Below are 20,524 nucleotides of genomic sequence, written 5' to 3' on the forward strand. Positions count from 1 at the left end.
CAGAGCATGGAATGCGCGCAATGATTAAATTTAAGCTACTCTTTTTAAAAACCATTTCGTTGATATTCAAAAGGTAACGCTTGGAAGCTCTCCAACCTTTGGACGTACAGTTTGAAAAAGCCCGCTGGCATGCTGACCTTGTCGGTTCGGGCATGTTTTGGTGCGATTTGCTGGTGGATGAGCGATTTTCGGCAGAACTCGGTGTGCTCAGCCAATACATTGTGGACTACCGAGTTAACCTAAAAAACGAGATGGTTCATCGTCTTGAAGACAATCTGTTGTTTTTATTCTGCCGCAGAGAAAAAGTGCGCTTCGATATCTACAAGCGCCCGAGCTATAACTTTCTCACCAAAAAAACCAAGTTCCACTTTGTGATTGGTAAAGAGCGAAGGAAAGTATCGGCAAGCGTGAGCTTGAAGTCCTTTTTCTTTGAAGACATGGCCAATCCCAAAATCCTTTATGACTCAAAATTCGTTACTTTCATCAAGAACGAAAAAGACAACATGACATTGTCAGTGCATGACTTTCTCTCTGAGGTCGGGATTGAGCTTGGCATTAAAAGTGAAGTGGTCGGCACGGGAACAAGTTCTTCGCCGTATTACGGTAATACGGAGTTTCACTTGGACTGCTTTCAGCGGGAAACAGAAGCGTATGCGGAAAAAGACACGGATCTGATCGTGTTCATGAACGAGTATCAGGTGAGAAAGTCTGAAGGCTTGGTGCAGGAAATCTCATCGCTCGAAGATGGCGATGAAGAAACACCGCCAGCCTTATCGGATACCGAGCTCTTGATGCTTTCACGCTGTTTCAGTCTGTACTTTTTAGGTGATGACACAGCAACGTCCATGCTGGTGAAAAACGCCGTGACCAACCTTAGCCGGTTTATGCGCCGCAGCGCGATCTCGCGGATCGAAGTGGATCACGCCTATGATGCCGACGGTGAATACATTCGTTTGAGCGGGCAGGAAGTGGCGTCTTCTGCAAGCCATGCCTTCGCCATTCTGTGGGACGACGAAAAGCTGGTCGTCGACCGCGGTGAAATCTACTAATACCTAAAAAACAGGCAGTCTATCGCTGCCTATCATCTCTTCAATTCATTCAAAGCTGTAACGTCAAATCACCGCTCGGAGAACTCAGGCTCGAAATCCTGCAGGGCTTTTTCGAGCATAGCGACGCCTTGGGGGAGGTTCGCCTCGCCCCCTAGTGCTTGAATCGTCGAGCCGAGCGCGTGAATAGTGCGGAAAATATTGTGCACGCGACATTGCTCACCCATCTGCCCAATTCGGATGATATCCAACCCGAACGAGCCGGAAATCTCCACTTTAAATCGTTCAGAAATATGGGTGAGGATGGCCTTTTGCTCCAGCCCTTTAGGAACGTGAATACCCACCACCGAATTGAGGCGAGAAGTGCCATGGGTATAGAGCGAGAGACCAAGCCCTTCGATCCCCGCTTGCAGTGCCTTTGAGCATTTCAAATGGCGGTCAAAGCGCGCTTCCAGTGTTTCTTCGCACACCAACCGTAATGCCTCATGAATCGCCATGATCCCAGAAACAGGTGCCGTATAATGGTAGGAGCTTTTGTACCAGAATTTGTCAGCGAGTTTGGCATCTAAACACCAATGTTTGAGAGTATCCGTACGCGCTTCAATTTTGGTCCACGCCGCTTCTGAAAACGCCACCAAGGAGACACCGGGAATGCAGCTCAGGCCTTTTTGTCCGCCCGTGATAACGGCATCGACTCCCCATTCATCCATGTTAAGTGGCATGGTGCTGAGCGTACAGACGGCATCCACAATCACCAAACAGCCCGCTTCTTTGGCTGCACGGCAGATTTCAGGCAATCCAGTGTTACAGACTGTATTGGACGTTTCCCCTTGGACGATGGTTAGCACCTGAGGACGAAAGTCTTCAATGGCTTGCGCGACGTTTTCTGGCGAAGCGGCAAATCCCTCTTCGATAGTCAGTCTACGCACATCGCCACCAACACGATCGGCCATTTCAGCGAGGCGTCCACTGAAAAAACCGTTATTGACGGACAACACGCGATCAGTCGGGGCAACGAGGTTGGCGACGGCCATTTCCATCGCGGCAGAGCCAGGGCCTGCAACCCCAAGAATGTGGCTGGAGTTGGTCTGAAACACGTAACGAGACATGGCTTTAACCTGCTCGATAATGCGCGACATGGTATCGCCGAGGTGATTAATAACAATGCCGTTGGCGGCAGCAACTTTGGCTGGAATAGGTACAGGACCGGCCCCCATCATCAAAAGTGGTTCATCAGGCAAGATGGAATCTAATGATTCAACGATCGGAGGGGAAATGCGCACGTGGAAACTCCTGTAAAACGAAACGTCCTGTTTTTATCACTCAGTCGAGAGCATGAAGAGCCATAGTAGAACACACACTTGGGCAAAGCTATGTGCTGCGCAGTCAATGTGATGTGAGCCCATTTCCGCCGCGCAATGCCAGCTAAATAGGGTTTTTCCCGAACAGTTAGAATCTGAGTGAATTCTCTTAGTTGGAACAAGTGGGTAAACAAGTTGCACATACACTGTCAAAAGGCCGGAAGCAGTATTGGGAGGCGACATGGTGTTGATGTGGAGTGATGCCTTGTGGGGCATTGCATGGGGAATGTGGCTCGCGTTCTATTTAGACAGGGTTTACCTCAAACAGGTCACGCTTATCAAGTTAGGTGTGTTTGTGTTTTGGGGGCGAAGCTTTAAAGCGAACAACATGCTGGCGACTGCTCTCAACATTCTTTTGCTTTCTGGCTTTCTGTTTTTGGCTTCTGCCGTGATTGGAAACTTTGTGTCGGCATGGATTGAATTCGTGGTCGGTTGGTTTATCGGGCAAGGCTGTTACACGTTTTTGTTTTCATCTTCCAAACAATCAGTGCCTGATCGCCAAGGTGAGTAACTGCTCTTACTTTCAGCAGAAAACATTGTGTAGCACATGAATCCTCAGTGTCAGTTGGTCGCCTGAGCGGCAAAGTCGTTGTTTTCGCATTTTTCATCTTGACCAGAGCGAGGTTTTCCCCCATAACGCCAGTTGACGTTTTTATATTGATTTAATGCTGATATGGATACCGATCTACTACGCACTTTTTTGGAAGTGAACAAAACGCGCCACTTTGGTAAAGCAGCGACAAACCTCTACCTCACCCAATCTGCGGTAAGCTTCCGTATCCGTCAGCTTGAAATAAAACTGGGCACGCCAGTCTTTACCCGTAAGCGCGGTGACTTGCGGTTAACAGCAGCAGGCGAGCGTTTTGTCCCATATGCAGAAACCATTTTGCAAACGTGGGGTCGTGCTCGCCAAGACGTGGCGTTAACCGGCTCTTATCAGCAGCAGCTCACAGTCGGTGCTGCATCTGTGATTTGGGAAATGGAAAGCTCGAACGAATGGCTCGAGGAAGTACAAACCGCCAAGCCTGAATGGGCATTGAGAACAGAGTCGCTCAGCCGCCAGCAAATCTCGAATGCGCTGATCGAGAAAATGGTCGATGTGGTCCTGACCAGTGAGCCGCCAAAACTTGCGGATATCCAGCAGACGCGTTTAAGCCACTATGAGCTGGTGCTGGTGTCTAACCTGCCAGATCAGGACATGGAATCCATTGCAGACCTTCCGCTGGTTTATCTGGATTGGGGCACGCGCTTTGGTGTTGAACACAGCCGTATTCCTGCACTTCAACGCACACCCGTTTTACACAGCCACGGTTCACAAGCCGCGCTGCGTTTTCTGCTAAATCGTGGCGGTGTTGGCTTCTTGCCTTCCACTGTAGCACAGCCTTGGATTGATGCGGGCGAGCTGCATATTGTTAAAGACAGTCCAGCAATGGCGAATGAACTTTATATGGTTTGGCTGTCTACCAATGATAAGCACGAAGATATTGAAGATCTGGTAACGAATTTAGTCGAACAATAAATACGGCAAATAGTTTTCATTGAGAAAGGCACCCATCGCGGTGTCTTTTTTTATTTTTATCGATTTTGTTTTTCAGCGTGTAACACTGACTAAAAAGCATAGAAAATAAACAAAGATTCGTATTTTCATGAGGTTAGATAAAACCAATTTTTGACGTTAATGACAATTAATTGGCGGTCAGTAAATGTAGGCAAGTTGCACAGTTTTATTTTGCAAGAGTGGTTGTTTTTTTTGATCTAAGTCTCATAATGGGCGCGATTTTTTAAGACCTCCTTTTGAATTAGCAAGGCTTGCTACGTAAATGTCACTGAAAAATATTTCTATTCGATACCAAATATTGATCCCTATTATCATGTTGGTTGTTGCCACGTTCTCGGTACTTGTTTTTGCCAAGTTTGAGGTGGAATCAGCGATTTCTTCTATCAGCAGTACCGCGCGTCAGGCCGCAGGTGACAAAGACAAAATCACCAAATTGGCAGACTTAGCATGGGCCATGCGCGTTGAGGCAATCTACGGCATTTACGACGAGCAGCGTGCGAAAGACATGGACGCAAACGTGGCGAAACTCAGCCGCGAAGCCATGGCAATCACACGTGACCTTTCTCAAACAGGTGTTCTTCGCGATTTGTCGATGCGCATCGAAACCAGTGTAAGTGATTACTCACGTTATACCCAGACACAAGCGAAACCCACCATTCTGTCTTACTTCAATGATGAGATTGGTGTGACGCGCTACAACGTGATGGTAAGCGAGTATCGCGCAAAAGGTGCGGAAATGATGGAAGACATCAACGCACTGTCTGCGTTTATCAACCCATTGGTAGATAAAGACCTTCAAGCGTCTGATGCAGAAGCTGACCAAATGATCGTGACGGCTGGTCTGGCACTGTCAGGTGCAATGCTGGCCGCATTGATTTTTGGCTGGTGGATGTCTGGTGTGATTGTGAAGCCTTTGCAAGAGCTGCAAGACGTAATGCGCAAGCTGGCGGGCGGTGATTTGAACGTGAAAGCGTCTGATGAAGCACCAACGAGCTTGCTCGTTTGGGCCGTGATGCGAACCAAACCATTGGCCAACTACGCAGCACCGTCAGCACGCTTTGCAGCATCAGTGATGAAGTGGCGGCAGCCTCGACAGAGTTGGCGACAGTGATGACGCAATCGGCAGCGAATGCGCAGCAAGAGCAAGGCGAAATCGAGCAAGTGGCGTCGGCAGTGACAGAGCTATCAAGCACGGCGAACAACGTGTCTGACAATGCGGTTAACGCTGACCACGCCGCGCGTCAAACGGACGATTTGGCTTCTCAAGGTCTGGCTATCTTCTCGCAAAGCTCACAAGCTGCGCACCAAATGGCCGAGTCGATTGAGAACACCGCAAGCGTTGTAACAACGCTGCAAGAACAATCTCAGCGCATCAGCCATGTGGTTGAAGTGATCCGCGGTATTTCAGAGCAAACCAACTTGCTGGCACTGAACGCAGCGATTGAAGCGGCACGTGCCGGTCAATCTGGCCGTGGCTTTGCGGTCGTTGCCGACGAAGTTCGCATGCTTGCAGCGCGCACAGAGTCATCAACGAAAGAAATCCAGCAAATCATCGAAGGTCTGCAAGTACAAGCGGCACAAGCAGGTGACAGCATGGGTACCTGCATGGATGTGCTGGCGCGCACTCAAGAGCTAAGTTCACAAGCGAATGATGCGCTGAATGGTATCACTCAATCTGTGGCGCAAATTACCGACATGAACACCTTGGTGGCAACGGCGGCGGAACAGCAATCAGCGGTCACGCAAGACATCAACCGTAACATCACCAACGTATCTGAAATCATTTCGCAGAACGTGGCGGGCATCAGCCAAAGTGCACAGGCGAGCCAAGAGCTGTCTCAGCTTGCCGAGAGCCAGAAACAAGAGCTGGGCTTCTTCCGCCTCTAATTGTTTGTTTTAAAACAGTAAAAGCCGTCTTCGCGACGGCTTTTTTGTTGCTCGTAAACGGGGATTAAGCCTCTGAAACTGCTTGGTGAATCAGTGCTAATACCTTGTCGTACCGGTGGGGTAGGCTGCGATGCTTTTTCTGTGAAAGAAACAGGGATTGAGATATAGGCTGGGCCAATGAAAGCTGTTTGAGCTTTTCTGGTTGCTCAAAACGGTCAATCACACTTGATGGCAACACAGTAAATCCCAGTCCTTTAGAGACAGGTAATAAGATCTGTGCGAGCTGGTTGATGTAACCACGATGGGTGAGTGTTTCTATGCCTTGGTAATCTTCTGCAAAGTTTCTTCCCAGCACCAAATCTGCGTAATGCTTTCCATCCGGATGGAAAATCATCCCAAGCTCTGCCAACGACGCCAGAATGTCCTCGCCAACTGAGAAGGAAGACGGAACGACAACGGCTAAGTGTTCCTGACCAATTTCTTTCTCTTCGATGCCTTGGTGCTCGATACGCTGTGTGCTGATCCCCAAATCTATCTCATTGTTCATCAACATTTCACGAATGCGTCCGACAGGTGCCGCCTCAAGCGAGACAGATAAACCGGGATGTTGGCTTTGTAGATCCAGCAGCATGGGATACAGCGTCATTGCCATCGTGCCGGAGCAAGCAATTTTAAGGGCACCATGATAGGCATCATCGGCTTTCAGTTTTTCGACAAAGTCCTGGTGTTGAAGCTTTTGAGTGGCGATAAAGTCCGCGAGCATTGAGCCAGCATGGGTCAACTCGAACTGTTTCCCTTCCCGATAAATCAGACTTTCACCCAGCTCTTCCTCCAGCTTTCGAACATGCTGACTGACACCGGGTTGCGTCATAAATAGCTGATTGGCCGTTTTAGTAAAACTGCGTGTTTTGACGAGATGCTCGAAGGTGGTGAGCCATTTAGGGTTAAGCATATCAATCCATAAAATTGAATTATTAATTTAATAATAATCGATAATTTTTCAGGTTGAAAGCGAGGGACTAGACTGAGCACATTCACATTGAGAGAGGACATCGTCATGAACACACCTTACCCACGTAATTTCAGCCACATTGGTATTTCAGTGCCAGACTTGGAAACAGCCGTTAAGTTCTATACCGAAGTACTTGGTTGGTACCTCATCATGGAGCCAACAGAAATTGTTGAAGATGACAGTGCGATTGGCGAAATGTGTACAGACGTCTTTGGCGAAGGATGGGAGCGTTTTCGTATCGCGCACTTGTCTACCGGTGATCGCATTGGTGTTGAGTTGTTTGAGTTTAAAAATCAGGAAAACCCTGAGAACAACTTTGAATACTGGAAGACGGGCATTTTCCACTTCTGTGTGCAGGATCCTGATGTAGAAGGACTGGCTGAGAAAATCGTTGCTGCTGGCGGTAAGAAACGCATGAAAGCCCCTCGCTTCTATTACCCAGGTGAGAAGCCTTACCGCATGATTTATATGGAAGATCCGTTCGGAAACATCCTTGAGATCTACTCGCACAGCTATGAATTACATTACGCCGCGGGTGCATACAAATAATCGACGCAGATGCCGGGTAAAAAAGCCCGGCATCGCTACAAGATGATGTTAGCTTTGTTGGACTGACAATCAGCCTTCATCTTGATTAAAAAAACCACAACGTTAGTCGTTGCATTTTCCTCGTCTTGCTTTATATTGATAATAATTCTCATTATCATAAAGTGAAAGTATGACTGAGTTCCTTGCTAGAATTCTTGCACCAGCCGCTAAAGGTCAACGTTTTAAGCCGCGTTTTCATCGGCTCGTTGCGCCTGCAATTCTTTTGGCTCTTGTCGTCGCCGAGCTACCCGCGATGTTGTACTGCCCACTTTATCAGATGCATTTTGGCAAGTGGCGGCGTATGTGGCTGTGACATTGGCTTTGTTCCACTTCCTTGCCGAAAAATTTGACCGTAACGGTGCGCTGTTAAACACCTTAATGCGCCACAAAAACCTGCAAGTGCTTTTTGCTTCCTTCATGGGCGCCTTGCCCGGTTGTGGTGGTGCGATTGTGGTGATCACCCAGTTCGTGCGAGGCAATCTGAGCTTTGGCAGTGTGGTTGCGGTACTGACCGCTACTATGGGTGATGCAGCGTTTTTGCTGCTGGCAACCAAGCCTCAAGATGGCGTGTTTATGCTGGTGCTTGGCTTCTTTGTTGGCTTGGTTTCTGGACGTGTGGTCGATGCTTTGCATGGTGACAGCTTCCTTCGACCAAAGGCAAAACAACAGGAAAACAAAGCGGCATGCAAGCAGGACTATAAAAAGCCGTACATCAGCGCGCAAGGCCGATTCTGGCAATGGGCGGTGGTGCCTGCTTTAGCAGTGGCATTGATTGGCTCGTTCCAAATGGATGTGGACACTGTCTTTAGTCTCCCTGCGGGAACGACAGAGAGCATCGGTGCGGCGTTAGCGATTTTGTCCGTGACATTTTGGGCTATGCAACGTGAAGCGAACACTTATGAGTCCGTGGTGGGTGAGGATCCAAAGTGCCAGCATGCACATCTGTTTCAGCGCGTGGCACAAGACACCAACTTTGTTACTGTTTGGGTCATTGCTGCGTTTCTGGCCTTCGAGTTAACGATTATGGTCTTTCATATCGATTTGGCAGGTGTGTTTGGACACTGGGCTCCGATGATGCCGTTGCTTGGCGTCCTTGTTGGCTTGTTGCCGGGGTGCGGGCCACAGATTCTGGTTACTAGCTTATATATAAGTGGAGCGGTGCCAATGTCCGCGCAAATAGGCAATGCGATCTCCAACGATGGTGATGCCTTGTTCCCCGCGATTGCGCTTGCACCCAAAGCCGCTTTGGTAGCGACCGTGTATTCCACCATTCCGGCACTGCTTTTTGCATACAGTTACTATTTCTTGGTGGAGATGTAAGGGTAATTTCCGCATTTCCGAACAGCTTATGTTTTTAAAGGGGAAAATATTCCCCTTTTTCTTTTCAAATTTGCCTCTGAAAACGCGTTTTGCTCGTGTGAAAAATGCCCAAATTGATTAACAAATAGTCTCTTCAGAAAATCTTCGCTTTTCTCGATGGTTGCTTTTTGAGCGAAAAGATTTCACAAATGTTTCTCACTCTTTTTCTAAATGTATATTTCACTGCTTTAAAGTGTGATCTTGACCAGATGTGCTGCCAATTTCCCCAAAAAAAGAATATATAATTTCGTAAAACCGCTGTTAATCTCCCTGCGGATTAAATGTGACAAGAAAGTAAATCTTGAAAAGGAGTATTCACGATGAATGCGGAAACAAAAAAAATGTCCCTGACGACACGTGTTTTAGTGGGCATGATTTTAGGTATTGTGACCGGATTTGTAATTCGATTGCTGTTCTCGGAAGACGGCTTCGTTAACGAATACATCGTCAATGGCCTGTTTGATGTTGGCGGCCAGATTTTCGTTGCTAGCTTGAAAATGCTGGTTGTGCCTCTCGTTTTTTCTCCCTTGTTTGTGGCACAAGCTCGCTGAAAGACATTGCAACGCTGGGTCGTCTTGGCAGCAAAACCTTGCTGTTTTATTTGGGAACCACGGCACTCGCGATCACGCTAGCATGAGTCTGGCACTGTTGTTTGGCCCGGGTAAAGGCGCAGACCTTTCTGCGGCGTCAACCTTTACCGCGGCAGAAGCCCCAACGCTGGGACAAGTTATCGTAGACATGTTCCCGACCAACCCAATCAGCTCAATGGCTGAAGGCAACACACTTCAAATCATCATTTTTGCACTGTTGTTCGGTATTGCAATCAGTGCGTCAGGTCAACCGGGTGAGCGTGTTGCGGCATTCTTCCGCGACTTGAACGAAGTGATCCTGAAGTTGGTTGCACTTTTGATGAACCTTGCGCCATACGGTGTGTTCTGTTTGATGGCGAAACTGTTCACCTCTCTGGGTCTCGGTGCCATTGTTAGCCTAGCGGAATATTTCTTCGTCTTGGCGGGTGGTCTGGTGCTGCACGCGCTGGTGACTTACAGCACGCTGTTGAAAGTGTTCAGTGGGCTTAGCCCAATTACCTTCCTGAAGAAGATGGAAGACGCAATCATGTTTGCGTTCTCTACCGCATCTTCAAATGCAACCATCCCTGTGTCGATGGAAACCACGACTCGCCGTATGGGTGCAGATAACAAGATTGCGTCATTCACCATCCCATTGGGTGCGACCATCAACATGGATGGTACTGCGATGATGCAAGGTGTTGCGACCATTTTTATCTCCCAGGCGTTTAACGTTGACCTGACGATGATGGATTACGTGACCGTTATCTTGACAGCCACACTGGCATCTATCGGTACCGCGGGTGTTCCAGGTGTGGGTCTGGTTATGCTGGCGATGGTATTGAACCAAGTTGGTCTGCCATTGGAAGGTATCGCACTGATCATGGGTGTTGACCGTTTGTTGGATATGATTCGTACCGCCGTAAACATCACGGGTGACTGTGCCGTGACGTGTATTGTTGCGAAAAGCGAAGGTGCGTTGGACGAGAAGCGTTTCAATGACATGCATGCTGCGGATGAAGACGAGAAAATCGTGTTCAAACCGTCTACCCAAGCGTAAGGCTTTCATCACGCTAACAACAAAACGCCAGCAACGCTGGCGTTTTTTGATCTAAGGTTTCTGCTGAACGTACCTAATTGATATTCAATAAGTAAGTGGAATTCCTATGCAACGCTATCACACGCTCAGGTTGATTCTCGGCGACCAGCTCAATGCCAGCCATTCGTGGTACAAGGAAAAAGACGAGGGCGTGTTGTACCTGATGGCGGAGCTTCGCCAAGAAACGGACTATGCTAAGCATCACGTTCAGAAGGTTTGCGCTTTTTTTGCCGCCATGGCTGGGTTTGCGGATGCTTTAAAGCGTGCAGGGCATCATGTTTTCTTCCTGACACTTGATGAAACGCGCTCATACCAAGGAATAGAAGACCTTCTGTATCAACAGATTGTCGAACACCACATTGGACGGTTTGAATACCAACAGCCAGACGAGTTTCGGTTGAAACAGCAACTTGCCCAGTTCACTGAAACCGTTTCGATCCCTTGCGAGGCATTTGAGACTGAGCACTTTTTATTGCGGGATTCAGCTATCGCCGAGGACTTCACCGCCAATAAGCATCATCTCATGGAAAGCTTTTACAGAAGGATGCGTAAACGCTTCAATATCTTAATGACAGAGGAAGGGAAGCCGGAAGGCGGTAAGTGGAATTGTGACAAAGAAAACCGCGCATCATTTAAAGCCGCAGATATTGCTAACATCCCAGAATCTCTGCTGTTTTCCAATGATGTTACCGATATCCTAGAAAGGCTGAAGCGGCATGACGTTAAGACTATTGGCAGGTCTTCACCTTCGTTACTTTGGCCGATAAACAGGCAACAATCACTCGAATTGCTCCAGTTCTTTTGTCGCTATCTGCTGCCGACGTTTGGCAAATTTCAAGATGCCATGACAGCTAACTCTCCGCACCAATGGTCGTTGTATCACTCCCGATTGGCCTTCGCCCTCAACAGCAAAATGCTGCATCCCCTGATGGTTATTCAGCACGCCATCGATGCCTATCGCGAGCCAGAGTTGAATATTTCATTGGCGCAAGTAGAGGGATTTGTTCGCCAGATATTGGGTTGGCGAGAGTTTATTCGCGGCATTTATTGGGCAAACATGCCTGAGTATGCCTCTAAAAATGCACTCAACGCTTCTAGACCGATACCTGACTTCTTCTGGACGGGTGACACTCAACTTAACTGCATGCACCACGCCATTACGCAGTCATTGGATTTTGCTTACGCTCATCATATTCAAAGGCTCATGATCACGGGCAACTTCGCGTTGCTCACAGGCATTCAACCAGACGATGTGGATGCGTGGTATCTCGGGATATACATAGACGCGATTGAATGGGTGGAAATGCCAAATACACGCGGGATGGCACTGTTTGCCGACGGTGGTGTGGTCGCGACCAAGCCGTATGCGGCTAGCGGAAACTATATCAATAAGATGAGCGACTACTGTGACAGTTGTGCTTACGATGTGAAAGACAAGTTGGGAGAGAATGCGTGTCCTTTCAACAGCTTGTATTGGCACTTTATGGAAACCCATCGTGCGTTAATTGCCAAAAATCCGAGGGCGGGTGTTGTTTATCGAGGGTGGGACAACAAGCCTGATGAGGAGCGCCAAGCCATTTTGGACAAGGCGCAATGGTATCTTTCTCGACTCGATGAGCTTTAGAGCAGGTCGTTTTTGAAGTCTTTCAGCAATTGATAGACCGACATCTTGTTGTATTTGATATCGGACAGCGGCCTGTTCTTCAGCTCTTCGCTTTTATCGGGGTTACACATGCCCATCGCCCAAAACGGAAAGAACCGTTTATCGATCCTTTCTTTTAAAATTGCTTCGACCCCGTCATGTCGTGGATCTGTTTTGATGTGTTTGAACGTTTCTTCGACATCTTCATCTTCGCCTTCGATGACCTGAATAAACTCTCGGTTCTTATACAACAGCAAACCGGTGACGTTCTTCTTTTTGTTATTGATGCGGCACTGCAAGAGCAAAGACTTTAATGACTCTTTATCAAAGTCTGTTGTCGCCTGGCTGGTGTAAACGATCGCGATCATTGTTGGTACACCCCTGAATGTTCTTCAAACAGTTTTCACGGAATAGAAGGTTAAAGTGGTTAATTTTTGTTTAAAAGAAGTTTAGCAGCTCAGGAGATTTGCGTAATTGATTGTTATAAACAGATATTTTTGTTTTACGCACTAAACAAAAGGTCGCATATTATAAGGTCTTTTTAGCACCTGATAGTGCTTATTTTGTAATACCTCAAAGGAAAATGGAGTTGTCGTTGTGAGTGATAAAAGCCACGATGAATTGATGGCGCCGGATGGTGCAGTGAATCCAATCGATACTGATTATCAGGTTGGCCAGGATAACATTGCACTAAAAATCGGCCTTTTGGCTAGACATTCATAACCGCGTGTTTGTCGTTTCGGGCTCAATGATTGCACTTTTTGTTGTTGTCACCCTTTTGTTCCGAAACTCAGTGGGTCCAATGTTCAGTGAACTGCGTAATACGCTCACTGCTCAAATGGACTGGTTCTTTATCGGCGCAGGTAACCTTTTTGTGTTGCTGTGTCTGATCCTCGTTGTCAGTCCTCTAGGCAAAGTTCGCCTTGGTGGTACTGAAGCAAAAGCAGATTACACCTACGTAGGTTGGTTCTCAATGCTGTTCGCGGCAGGTATGGGTATCGGCTTAATGTTCTATGGTGTGTCTGAGCCTTTGTCTCACTATGCAGCCTCACTAGGCGGTGTGGTTGACGTAAATGGCGTGCGCACTGACTGGGCTCCGCTAGGTGGCGCATTGAATGATGCAGCTGCGGCGAAAGATCTCGGTATGGCAGCCACGATTTACCACTGGGGTCTACACCCTTGGGCTATCTACGCATTGCTAGCACTGTCTTTGGCACTGTTCTCGTTTAACAAAGGCTTGCCTTTGACTATGCGCTCGGTGTTCTACCCAGTATTTGGTGAGCGCATCTGGGCTGGCCAGGTCACATCATCGATATCACTGCTGTTGTTGCGACCTTGTTTGGTTTGGCGACATCGCTTGGCTTTGGTGCATCGCAAGCGGCTGCGGGTCTGAACTTCCTGTTCGGCATTCCTGATGGCACACCAACTCAAATCGTTTTGATTATCGGTATTACCGGTCTGGCGTTGAGCTCAGTGGTTGCAGGTCTGGATGCAGGTGTTAAGCGCTTGTCAGAATTCAACATGCTGATGGCAACCTTGCTGATGGCATTCGTGATCATTGTTGGCCCAACACTGTCTATTTTCAGCAGTGTAGTGAGCAACATGGGTGCGTACTTTGAAAACCTGCCAGCGCTGTCTATGCCATTTGGCCGTGAAGATGCTAACTACTCGCAAGGTTGGACGGCGTTCTACTGGGCGTGGTGGATGTCATGGTCACCGTTCGTGGGCATGTTTATCGCGCGTGTATCACGCGGCCGTACGGTTCGTGAGTTCATCATCTGTGTATTGCTGATCCCGACATCTGTGTGTGTGTTGTGGATGACCGCGTTTGGTACAACAGCGATTGAGCAACTTCAAGACGGCTACCGTGCGGTAGTTGATGCAGATTTGCCACTGCAATTGTTCACCATGCTGGATGGCCTGCCATTGGCAAGCATCACCTCGCTGATCGGTATCATTCTGGTGGTGGTGTTCTTTGTGACCTCATCTGACTCAGGTTCTTTGGTTATCGATACCATCTCTGCGGGTGGTAAAGTGGATGCGCCAGTACCACAGCGTATCTTCTGGTGTACCTTTGTTGGTCTGGTCGCGATTTCGCTGCTGCTGGGTGGTGGTTTGTCATCGCTTCAAGCAATGGTGGTCTCAACGGGCCTGCCATTCTGTATCGTTCTGCTGATGTGTGCCTTCTCCTTGGTGAAAGGCTTGATGTCAGAACCTCGTAAGTAATGCCTGTAGAGTCCGGATGCCAGTCATCCGGACTCTTGTTTAGGGCCACAGTAAATAGTGCGCTATTGAATAGTGACTATTTGCAGTTGTCTTCTGTCTTACCCTGCCAAATAGAACCATGTTGAAACGCGTTGTATGCGTCGGCGTTGGCCTAATTTGGATCGCAATGGGCGCATTTAAGTAATTCGTCTTAACACCATTGAATAAGCTTGGTGATGGCTTGTATCCAATATTTAGAACTCAATGGTTAATAATTTCGACAAAAAGCTTTTTAACGGTGGTTTTTCGCTGTTTTTAAGCGGTTGGCTGGAGTTGATTGGACACCTATCTCATAAATTAAGCATTGAACACTAAGGATATGTTACAGTGTTTAGTTTGTTAACGTTCATCACGCATCGCAAACTTTCATCGTGAATACGATGGTTTGTTGACATTCATACGAAGAATTTAGGTGGCGTTGGCAGCTTAACTCGCGAGACGGACAAAGGAGTTTACTGTGAGCGATAAAAGTCATGAAGAGTTAATGAAGCCTGACGGCGACGTTAACCCCATTGATACTGACTACCAGGTCGGGCAAGATAACATAGCCCTAAAAATCGGTCCGTTCGGGCTAGATATCCACAACCGCGTCTTTTTGATTTCAGGCATCGCCATTGCGTTGTTTGTTTTCGTGACGTTAGCGTTCCAAAAAGAAGTTGCCCCTGTTTTCGGTGATATTCGTAGCTGGCTGACCTCAAATCTTGATTGGTTTTTCCTTACAGCTGGTGACATCTTCGTCTTGGTTTGTCTGTTCTTGATTGTTAGCCCGCTTGGCAAAGTGCGATTGGGCGGAACAGAAGCAACGCCTGATTACACCTACGCGGGATGGTTCTCCATGCTGTTTGCCGCAGGTATGGGTATCGGTTTGATGTTCTACGGCGTGTCTGAGCCACTGTCTCACTATGCGTCTGCATTTGGTGGGACGGCATCTGACGGCGGGGTACGCACAGACTGGGCACCATTAGGCGCAGCGGCTGGCGATGTTGAAGGCTCGATTGACTTGGCCATGGCCGCCACGATTTATCACTGGGGTCTACACCCTTGGGCTATCTACGCGGTATTGGCATTAGGTCTGGCACTGTTCTCATTTAACAAAGGCTTACCGCTGACGATGCGCTCAGTATTCTATCCGCTCTTTGGCGAGCGAGTATGGGGCTGGGTAGGGCATGTTATCGATATCCTTGCGGTGGTTGCGACCCTATTTGGTCTGGCGACATCCCTTGGTTTAGGGGCATCACAAGCATCAGCAGGTCTGAACTTCCTGTTTGGTACGCCACTGGGCACCTCAACGGAAATCATTCTGGTTATCTTCATCACCATTCTGGCGTTGGTTTCGGTAATGGCCGGTCTGGATGCCGGGGTGAAGCGCCTGTCTGAAATCAATATGATGCTGGCACTGGCGTTACTCATGTTTGTCATTGTGATGGGGCCTACACTTGCCATCATCACGGGGTTCTTTGGCAACCTGACGTCTTACATTGAACACTTGCCTGCGCTGTCGAATCCGTTTGGGCGGGAAGATGCTAACTTCTCCCAAGGCTGGACGGCGTTCTACTGGGCGTGGTGGATTTCATGGTCGCCATTCGTGGGTATGTTTATCGCCCGTGTATCGCGTGGTCGTTCAGTGCGTGAATTCGTTATCTGTGTCTTGCTCATTCCATCGGCGGCTTGTGTGCTTTGGATGACAGCGTTTGGCGGCACGGCTATCAGCCAAGTCGTGAACGACGGCTACACAGCCGTTACCGAAGCGGCATTGCCATTGCAGCTCTTTGCGATGCTGGATGCGTTGCCTTTCGCACAGATCACATCATTTATCGGTATTATTCTTGTCGTGGTGTTCTTTGTAACGTCATCTGACTCAGGCTCATTGGTTATCGATACCATCTCTGCGGGCGGTAAGGTCGATGCGCCTGTGCCTCAACGTGTATTCTGGTGTACGTTTGAAGGCTTAGTGGCAATCGTTCTGCTGTTGGGCGGTGGTTTGGTGGCCTTGCAGGCAATGGCGGTCTCAACGGGCTTCCCGTTCACCATTGTTTTGCTGGTCGCTTGTGTCTCGCTCATCAAAGGCTTGATGTCCGAGCCCCGAGGTTAGCCGCGACAGTGATTTAACGGGGCAGGGCAGACCAAGTGTCTGCCCTGCTTCGTCTTCCGGCGTCAGTAAGGGACTGCGCCGTAGCAATACTAACCCTTTGTGGTTACTCAGAGATTGAGAATTAATGGAAGCGGAACAAATCGAAATCGCAGCGTTTCTCAAACAATACGCGCCTTTTAAAGACTTGCCTGAAGACGCCGTGGATGACGTCGCCAGACAGGTTGAAATTTCTTACTTTCGCGCAGATACGCAAATCTTCGAATACGGTCAGCCAATCAAAGATTTGTGCATGGTGCGAAGTGGTGTTGTTGAGATTTATCGTCGTAAAGGCGAGCTGTTTAACCGACTCACTGAAGGCGATACGTTCGGCCAGTGGGGCTTGATGATGAATCGCCGCGTGCGTTTTCCGGCGAAAGCCATTGAAGACAGCTTGGTGTATTTCATCCCTGATACGGTTTTCGATGATCTGAGTGAACGTTTTGAAGCGTTCTCGGATTTCATGGAAGTTGAAGATGGAATGCGCCTGCGCAATGCCGTCGAAAACCATAGAGAAAGCAACGATCTGACCACGTCGAAAGTGAAGTCATTGATCTTGCGCGATCCGGTGACCATTGGTTGTGAATCGTCGGTGCAGCAGGCCGCGATATCGATGACCGATGAAGGGGTTTCGTCACTCTTGGTCATGACGACCGAAGAAAACGAAGACGGAGTGGAGCAGGAACGTATCGTCGGGATCATCACAGATCGAGACCTGCGCTCGCGTGTGTTGGCTGAAGGGCTTTCATATTCAACACAGGTTGCTGACATTCTCACGCCACAGCTCATCACGCTGGATTACAACGCCTACGTGTTTGAAGCCATGCTGGTGATGCTGAGAAATAACCTCCATCACTTACCGATTCTGCGCCACCACAAGCCTATCGGCGTGATTGCGATGTCTGACATTGTCCGTCACGAATCACAGAGCAGCTTGGTGATCGTCAGCAGCATCTTCAGACAACAATCAGTCGACGATTTAGAAGTGTTGGCCAAAGATGTCCCATCGTGTTTCTCTCGCATGGTGTCGGAGGATGCAAACTCACACATGATTGGCTCTGCGATGTCAGTCATTGGCCGAAGCTTCAAACAGCGATTGCTGGAGCTTGGCGAAGAAGAGCTTGGTCCACCGCCTGTTCCGTATTGTTTCTTGGCACTGGGCTCGATGGCGCGGGATGAGCAGTCAGTCGTGACCGACCAAGACAATGCGATGATCTTGGATGACAAATACGACCCTGAAGAGCATGGTGAATACTTTGCGAATCTGGCGAAGTTCGTTTCAGACGGCCTTGCACGCTGTGGTTACGCGTATTGTACCGGTAACATCATGGCGACAAATCCAGAGTGGCGTAAAACTCGTGCTGAGTGGGAAGCCACATTTGCCGATTGGATTGACCAGCCAAATCCGAAGTCGCTGCTTAACAGCAACATCTTCTTCGATCTTGATGGTGTGTACGGGGCAACAAACTGGGCGGAAACGCTCAAAGCCTTTATCGGGCGTCGTGCACGTCGCAACAACCGCTTCCTCGCCTGTATGGCGCGTAATGCCTTGAACCGCACGCCGCCGCTAGGGTTCTTTAAGAACTTCGTGATGGAACAAGATGGCGCGCACAAGAACTCGATTAACCTGAAACGCCGAGGTACTGCACCGCTGGCTGACCTTATTCGTGTTCACGCACTGGCTGTCGATTCGCGTTCTCAGAATTCGTTTGAGCGTTTGGATGACATCATTGAAGCGGGCATTTTGCCAAAGGGTCGAGGTGAAGATATTCGTGACGCAATGGAGTTCATCTCCATGGTGCGCATACGTCACCAAGCGATCGATGTTGAGCAAGGCATTGAACCTGACAACAACATCGAGCCAGAAAACTTGTCTGACTTTGAACGCAGAAACTTGAAAGATGCCTTCCAGATCTTGAGTAATGCACAGAAGTTCCTGAAATACCGCTATCAACCGAACCGCAGTAATTAGGAGATAGTCAGTGTTATTTCTTGAACCTAACAAGGGCATGCCGCTCGTGCAGGCGGGACCAGATTGGCCAACGCTGATTAAGCGTCTGAAGCAAAAAGCCAAGGTGCCACTGCTGAAGCGTTTTTATGATGCCGGTGTTGTGAGCGGCGAAACGCCCGTGTCTGAGGTGCAGTTTGTTGCGCTGGACTTAGAGACAACGGGATTAGACCCGTCGAAAAGTGACATCATCAGTATCGGGCTGGTGCCGTTTACGCTTGACCGTATTCATTGCCGCGAGTCGCGCCACTGGATAGTAAAACCACGTAAGCCGCTAAACGAAGATTCGGTGGTTTTTCATGGTATTACCCATTCGGATGTCAGCGATGCGCCCGATCTTCGCCGCATTCTGGAAGAAGTGCTGGCCGCCCTTGAAGGCAAAGTGGTGGTGGTGCATTACCGCCGGATTGAACGAGAGTTCATTGACTCAGCCATCAAGCATCGATTGGGAGAAGGCTTGGTGTTCCCTGTGGTTGATACACTGGAAATAGAGTCTTGGTATTACCGTAAGCCAAGCCAAAAGTTTTGGTCGCGAATGCTGAAAAAGCCGCTGACTTCGATTCGATTGGCTGACAGCCGTCGACGTTACAACCTCCCGTTCTACCAAGGCACAATGCACTGACGGACGCGATCGCGACGGCTGAGCTTCTTCAAGCGCAAATTGCCCACCGATTCAGACCTGATTACCCAATCAAAGGGCTTTGGCGATAACGCAATCAGACGAGAAGTGTTGCACTGGTTTTACTTCAAGAGTGCAACGCTTCACGTTTCTTAGATAGCATTCTGCTGATCTCTGCGCATATCCGTTCGCTTTTTTTTCACTGTGTTAGAGTCAATCTAAGCGGAGTATCTGTCAGTGTTTCAGATGCATACATTCATTGCCTATAAAGGACGGCAATATGATTGAAGAAAACAAAGTCGTAAAAATCGATTACACCGTGAAGAATGATGCGGGACAGGTTATCGATACGTCGGAAGGCAATGAGCCATTGGCGTACCTCCACGGCGCAAGCAACATTATTCCGGGCTTAGAAAAAGCACTGGAAGGTAAAGCGGAAGGCGAAGAGTTCAAAGCAGTAGTGCACCCTGATGACGCATACGGACAGCGTAACGAAGCACTGATCCAAACGGTAGATAAAGAAGTCTTCCAAGGCGTCGATGAAATTGAAGTCGGCATGGTCTTCAATGCGCAAGGGCCACAAGGCAATATTCAAGTGACCATTGTTGAGATTGACGGTGACAAGGTCACCATTGATGGCAACCACCCACTGGCAGGCATTGTGCTGTATTTTGAAGGTGTGGTTCGCGAAGTTCGCGATGCGACCGACGAAGAAAAAGAGCACGGCCACGCGCACTGATCTTTATCGTTATCTCAAAAAAGCGAGCCTCAGTGCTCGCTTTTTTATTGCCTGAACTTCGCTAGCTTTCACCATGAGACACATTATTCTTGCTTCAAAATGCCTTCAAACAGGAAGGCCTCATCAAAATGCCGTTCACCAATAAACGCTATCGCGTGCTGGCCTTGTTGTCTCATTGCGCCGGGTGAACGCACGCCAAACGGCCATAAGAACCAACGTTCTCCTCGCGCGCTGTCTGTAATGATTCCGTGTCGGTTAAAGGGACTTTTGTATCTGCCATCAGTGCTTTGCAACAGTGAGAGCTGCGTTAGCGATGAGGTTCTTAGGTCAATGTCTGCTTGGATGTTATCGGTAAACTCAACCTTCACAATCATGTGCTCTGCTGTCGACAGCGCAACATGCAATCGCGAGTTTGCTGTTGGCTCTGGCAATTTTACTGCAATCGGCCGCTCTCCATCTGATGCGATGAACTCAAGTGTTGGGCTTAATGCATACACCATGTGAAAGCAGCCGCATTGGTGAATGGAATCGAGAACGAGAGGGTGTCCTGCGCTGTCCAAAGTAAGCCTGAGATTTATTGCATCAAACTTGCCACCATAGGGGTCGAAATAGCCTTTTTCTGTGCGAGCCGGGAACCAAACCAC

At 48.7% G+C, this 20,524-nt stretch carries 12 protein-coding genes and 5 pseudogenes; 13 read left to right on the top strand and 4 right to left on the bottom strand.

What is annotated here, in order from left to right:
- Positions 1-80: 80 nt before the first annotated feature.
- On the top strand, positions 81-1,049 hold the full coding sequence (locus tag ATN88_RS23265) for a hypothetical protein (protein WP_067419890.1): 969 nt from the start codon (positions 81-83) through the stop codon (positions 1,047-1,049).
- A 68-nt stretch (positions 1,050-1,117) separates the two neighbouring features.
- Here ATN88_RS23265 and ATN88_RS23270 read toward each other — a convergent pair whose 3' ends face one another.
- Entirely contained in the window at positions 1,118-2,329 is a 1,212-nt protein-coding gene (locus ATN88_RS23270) for a pyridoxal-phosphate-dependent aminotransferase family protein (protein ID WP_067419891.1), read from the bottom strand.
- 259 nt (positions 2,330-2,588) lie between these two features.
- On the opposite strand from ATN88_RS23270, the gene ATN88_RS23275 reads away from it, so the two are divergent.
- The 3 genes and pseudogenes from ATN88_RS23275 to ATN88_RS23285 all read left to right on the top strand — a co-directional run bounded on the left by ATN88_RS23275 (position 2,589) and on the right by ATN88_RS23285 (position 5,852).
- Positions 2,589-2,918: a hypothetical protein gene (locus ATN88_RS23275; RefSeq protein ID WP_067419892.1), complete on the top strand. Its 330-nt coding sequence runs from the start codon at positions 2,589-2,591 to the stop codon at positions 2,916-2,918.
- A 162-nt stretch (positions 2,919-3,080) separates the two neighbouring features.
- Positions 3,081-3,926, top strand: coding sequence for an HTH-type transcriptional regulator HdfR (hdfR, locus tag ATN88_RS23280; RefSeq protein ID WP_067419893.1), 846 nt, complete (start codon positions 3,081-3,083; stop codon positions 3,924-3,926).
- A 301-nt stretch (positions 3,927-4,227) separates the two neighbouring features.
- A pseudogene (locus ATN88_RS23285) lies at positions 4,228-5,852 on the top strand (methyl-accepting chemotaxis protein).
- A 64-nt stretch (positions 5,853-5,916) separates the two neighbouring features.
- Here the strand turns inward: ATN88_RS23285 and ATN88_RS23290 are convergent.
- Entirely contained in the window at positions 5,917-6,804 is an 888-nt protein-coding gene (locus ATN88_RS23290) for a LysR family transcriptional regulator (protein WP_067419894.1), read from the bottom strand.
- Between the two features lie 105 nt (positions 6,805-6,909).
- On the opposite strand from ATN88_RS23290, the gene ATN88_RS23295 reads away from it, so the two are divergent.
- The 4 genes and pseudogenes from ATN88_RS23295 to ATN88_RS23310 all read left to right on the top strand — a co-directional run bounded on the left by ATN88_RS23295 (position 6,910) and on the right by ATN88_RS23310 (position 12,103).
- On the top strand, positions 6,910-7,413 hold the full coding sequence (locus tag ATN88_RS23295) for a lactoylglutathione lyase family protein (protein WP_067419895.1): 504 nt from the start codon (positions 6,910-6,912) through the stop codon (positions 7,411-7,413).
- A gap of 169 nt (positions 7,414-7,582) precedes the next feature.
- Positions 7,583-8,772 (top strand): annotated as a pseudogene (locus ATN88_RS23300) (putative manganese transporter).
- A 359-nt stretch (positions 8,773-9,131) separates the two neighbouring features.
- Positions 9,132-10,440: pseudogene (locus tag ATN88_RS23305) on the top strand (dicarboxylate/amino acid:cation symporter).
- 106 nt (positions 10,441-10,546) lie between these two features.
- Entirely contained in the window at positions 10,547-12,103 is a 1,557-nt protein-coding gene (locus ATN88_RS23310; protein WP_067419896.1) for a cryptochrome/photolyase family protein, read from the top strand.
- On the opposite strand, the gene ATN88_RS23315 is transcribed toward ATN88_RS23310, so the two are convergent.
- The gene (locus ATN88_RS23315; RefSeq protein WP_067419897.1) at positions 12,100-12,489 is read right to left on the bottom strand and encodes a BLUF domain-containing protein; all 390 of its coding nucleotides are present in this window, start codon (positions 12,487-12,489) and stop codon (positions 12,100-12,102) included. The genes ATN88_RS23310 and ATN88_RS23315 overlap by 4 nt on opposite strands.
- Before the next feature lie 229 nt (positions 12,490-12,718).
- Between ATN88_RS23315 and ATN88_RS23320 the strand changes: the two are divergent.
- From ATN88_RS23320 to ATN88_RS23340, 5 genes and pseudogenes are all read left to right on the top strand, one after another.
- Positions 12,719-14,347, top strand: a pseudogene (locus ATN88_RS23320) (BCCT family transporter).
- 523 nt (positions 14,348-14,870) lie between these two features.
- Positions 14,871-16,478, top strand: coding sequence for a BCCT family transporter (locus ATN88_RS23325; RefSeq protein ID WP_408607735.1), 1,608 nt, complete (start codon positions 14,871-14,873; stop codon positions 16,476-16,478).
- A gap of 124 nt (positions 16,479-16,602) precedes the next feature.
- The gene (locus ATN88_RS23330) at positions 16,603-18,486 is read left to right on the top strand and encodes a DUF294 nucleotidyltransferase-like domain-containing protein (RefSeq protein ID WP_067419899.1); all 1,884 of its coding nucleotides are present in this window, start codon (positions 16,603-16,605) and stop codon (positions 18,484-18,486) included.
- 10 nt (positions 18,487-18,496) lie between these two features.
- Positions 18,497-19,233, top strand: a pseudogene (locus ATN88_RS23335) (3'-5' exonuclease).
- A 188-nt stretch (positions 19,234-19,421) separates the two neighbouring features.
- A complete protein-coding gene (locus tag ATN88_RS23340; RefSeq protein ID WP_067419900.1) occupies positions 19,422-19,880 on the top strand; it encodes an FKBP-type peptidyl-prolyl cis-trans isomerase in 459 nt (152 codons plus the stop codon).
- Between the two features lie 83 nt (positions 19,881-19,963).
- On the opposite strand, the gene ATN88_RS27955 is transcribed toward ATN88_RS23340, so the two are convergent.
- Positions 19,964-20,524, bottom strand: coding sequence for a hypothetical protein (locus ATN88_RS27955; RefSeq protein ID WP_232313499.1), 561 nt, complete (start codon positions 20,522-20,524; stop codon positions 19,964-19,966).

This window comes from Enterovibrio coralii (assembly GCF_001559595.1).
GTDB classification, from domain to species: Bacteria; Pseudomonadota; Gammaproteobacteria; order Enterobacterales; family Vibrionaceae; genus Enterovibrio; species Enterovibrio coralii.

Excerpts from the sequence above, each read along its gene's own strand:
- ATN88_RS23295 (WP_067419895.1), top strand. The coding sequence starts at position 6,910 with ATGAACACACCTTACCCACGTAATTTCAGCCACATTGGTATTTCAGTG.
- ATN88_RS23340 (WP_067419900.1), top strand. The coding sequence starts at position 19,422 with ATGATTGAAGAAAACAAAGTCGTAAAAATCGATTACACCGTGAAGAAT.
- ATN88_RS23310 (WP_067419896.1), top strand. The coding sequence starts at position 10,547 with ATGCAACGCTATCACACGCTCAGGTTGATTCTCGGCGACCAGCTCAAT.
- ATN88_RS23325 (WP_408607735.1), top strand. The coding sequence starts at position 14,871 with ATGAAGCCTGACGGCGACGTTAACCCCATTGATACTGACTACCAGGTC.
- ATN88_RS23330 (WP_067419899.1), top strand. The coding sequence starts at position 16,603 with ATGGAAGCGGAACAAATCGAAATCGCAGCGTTTCTCAAACAATACGCG.
- hdfR (WP_067419893.1), top strand. The coding sequence starts at position 3,081 with ATGGATACCGATCTACTACGCACTTTTTTGGAAGTGAACAAAACGCGC.
- ATN88_RS23315 (WP_067419897.1), bottom strand. The coding sequence starts at position 12,489 with ATGATCGCGATCGTTTACACCAGCCAGGCGACAACAGACTTTGATAAA.
- ATN88_RS23290 (WP_067419894.1), bottom strand. The coding sequence starts at position 6,804 with ATGCTTAACCCTAAATGGCTCACCACCTTCGAGCATCTCGTCAAAACA.
- ATN88_RS23275 (WP_067419892.1), top strand. The coding sequence starts at position 2,589 with ATGGTGTTGATGTGGAGTGATGCCTTGTGGGGCATTGCATGGGGAATG.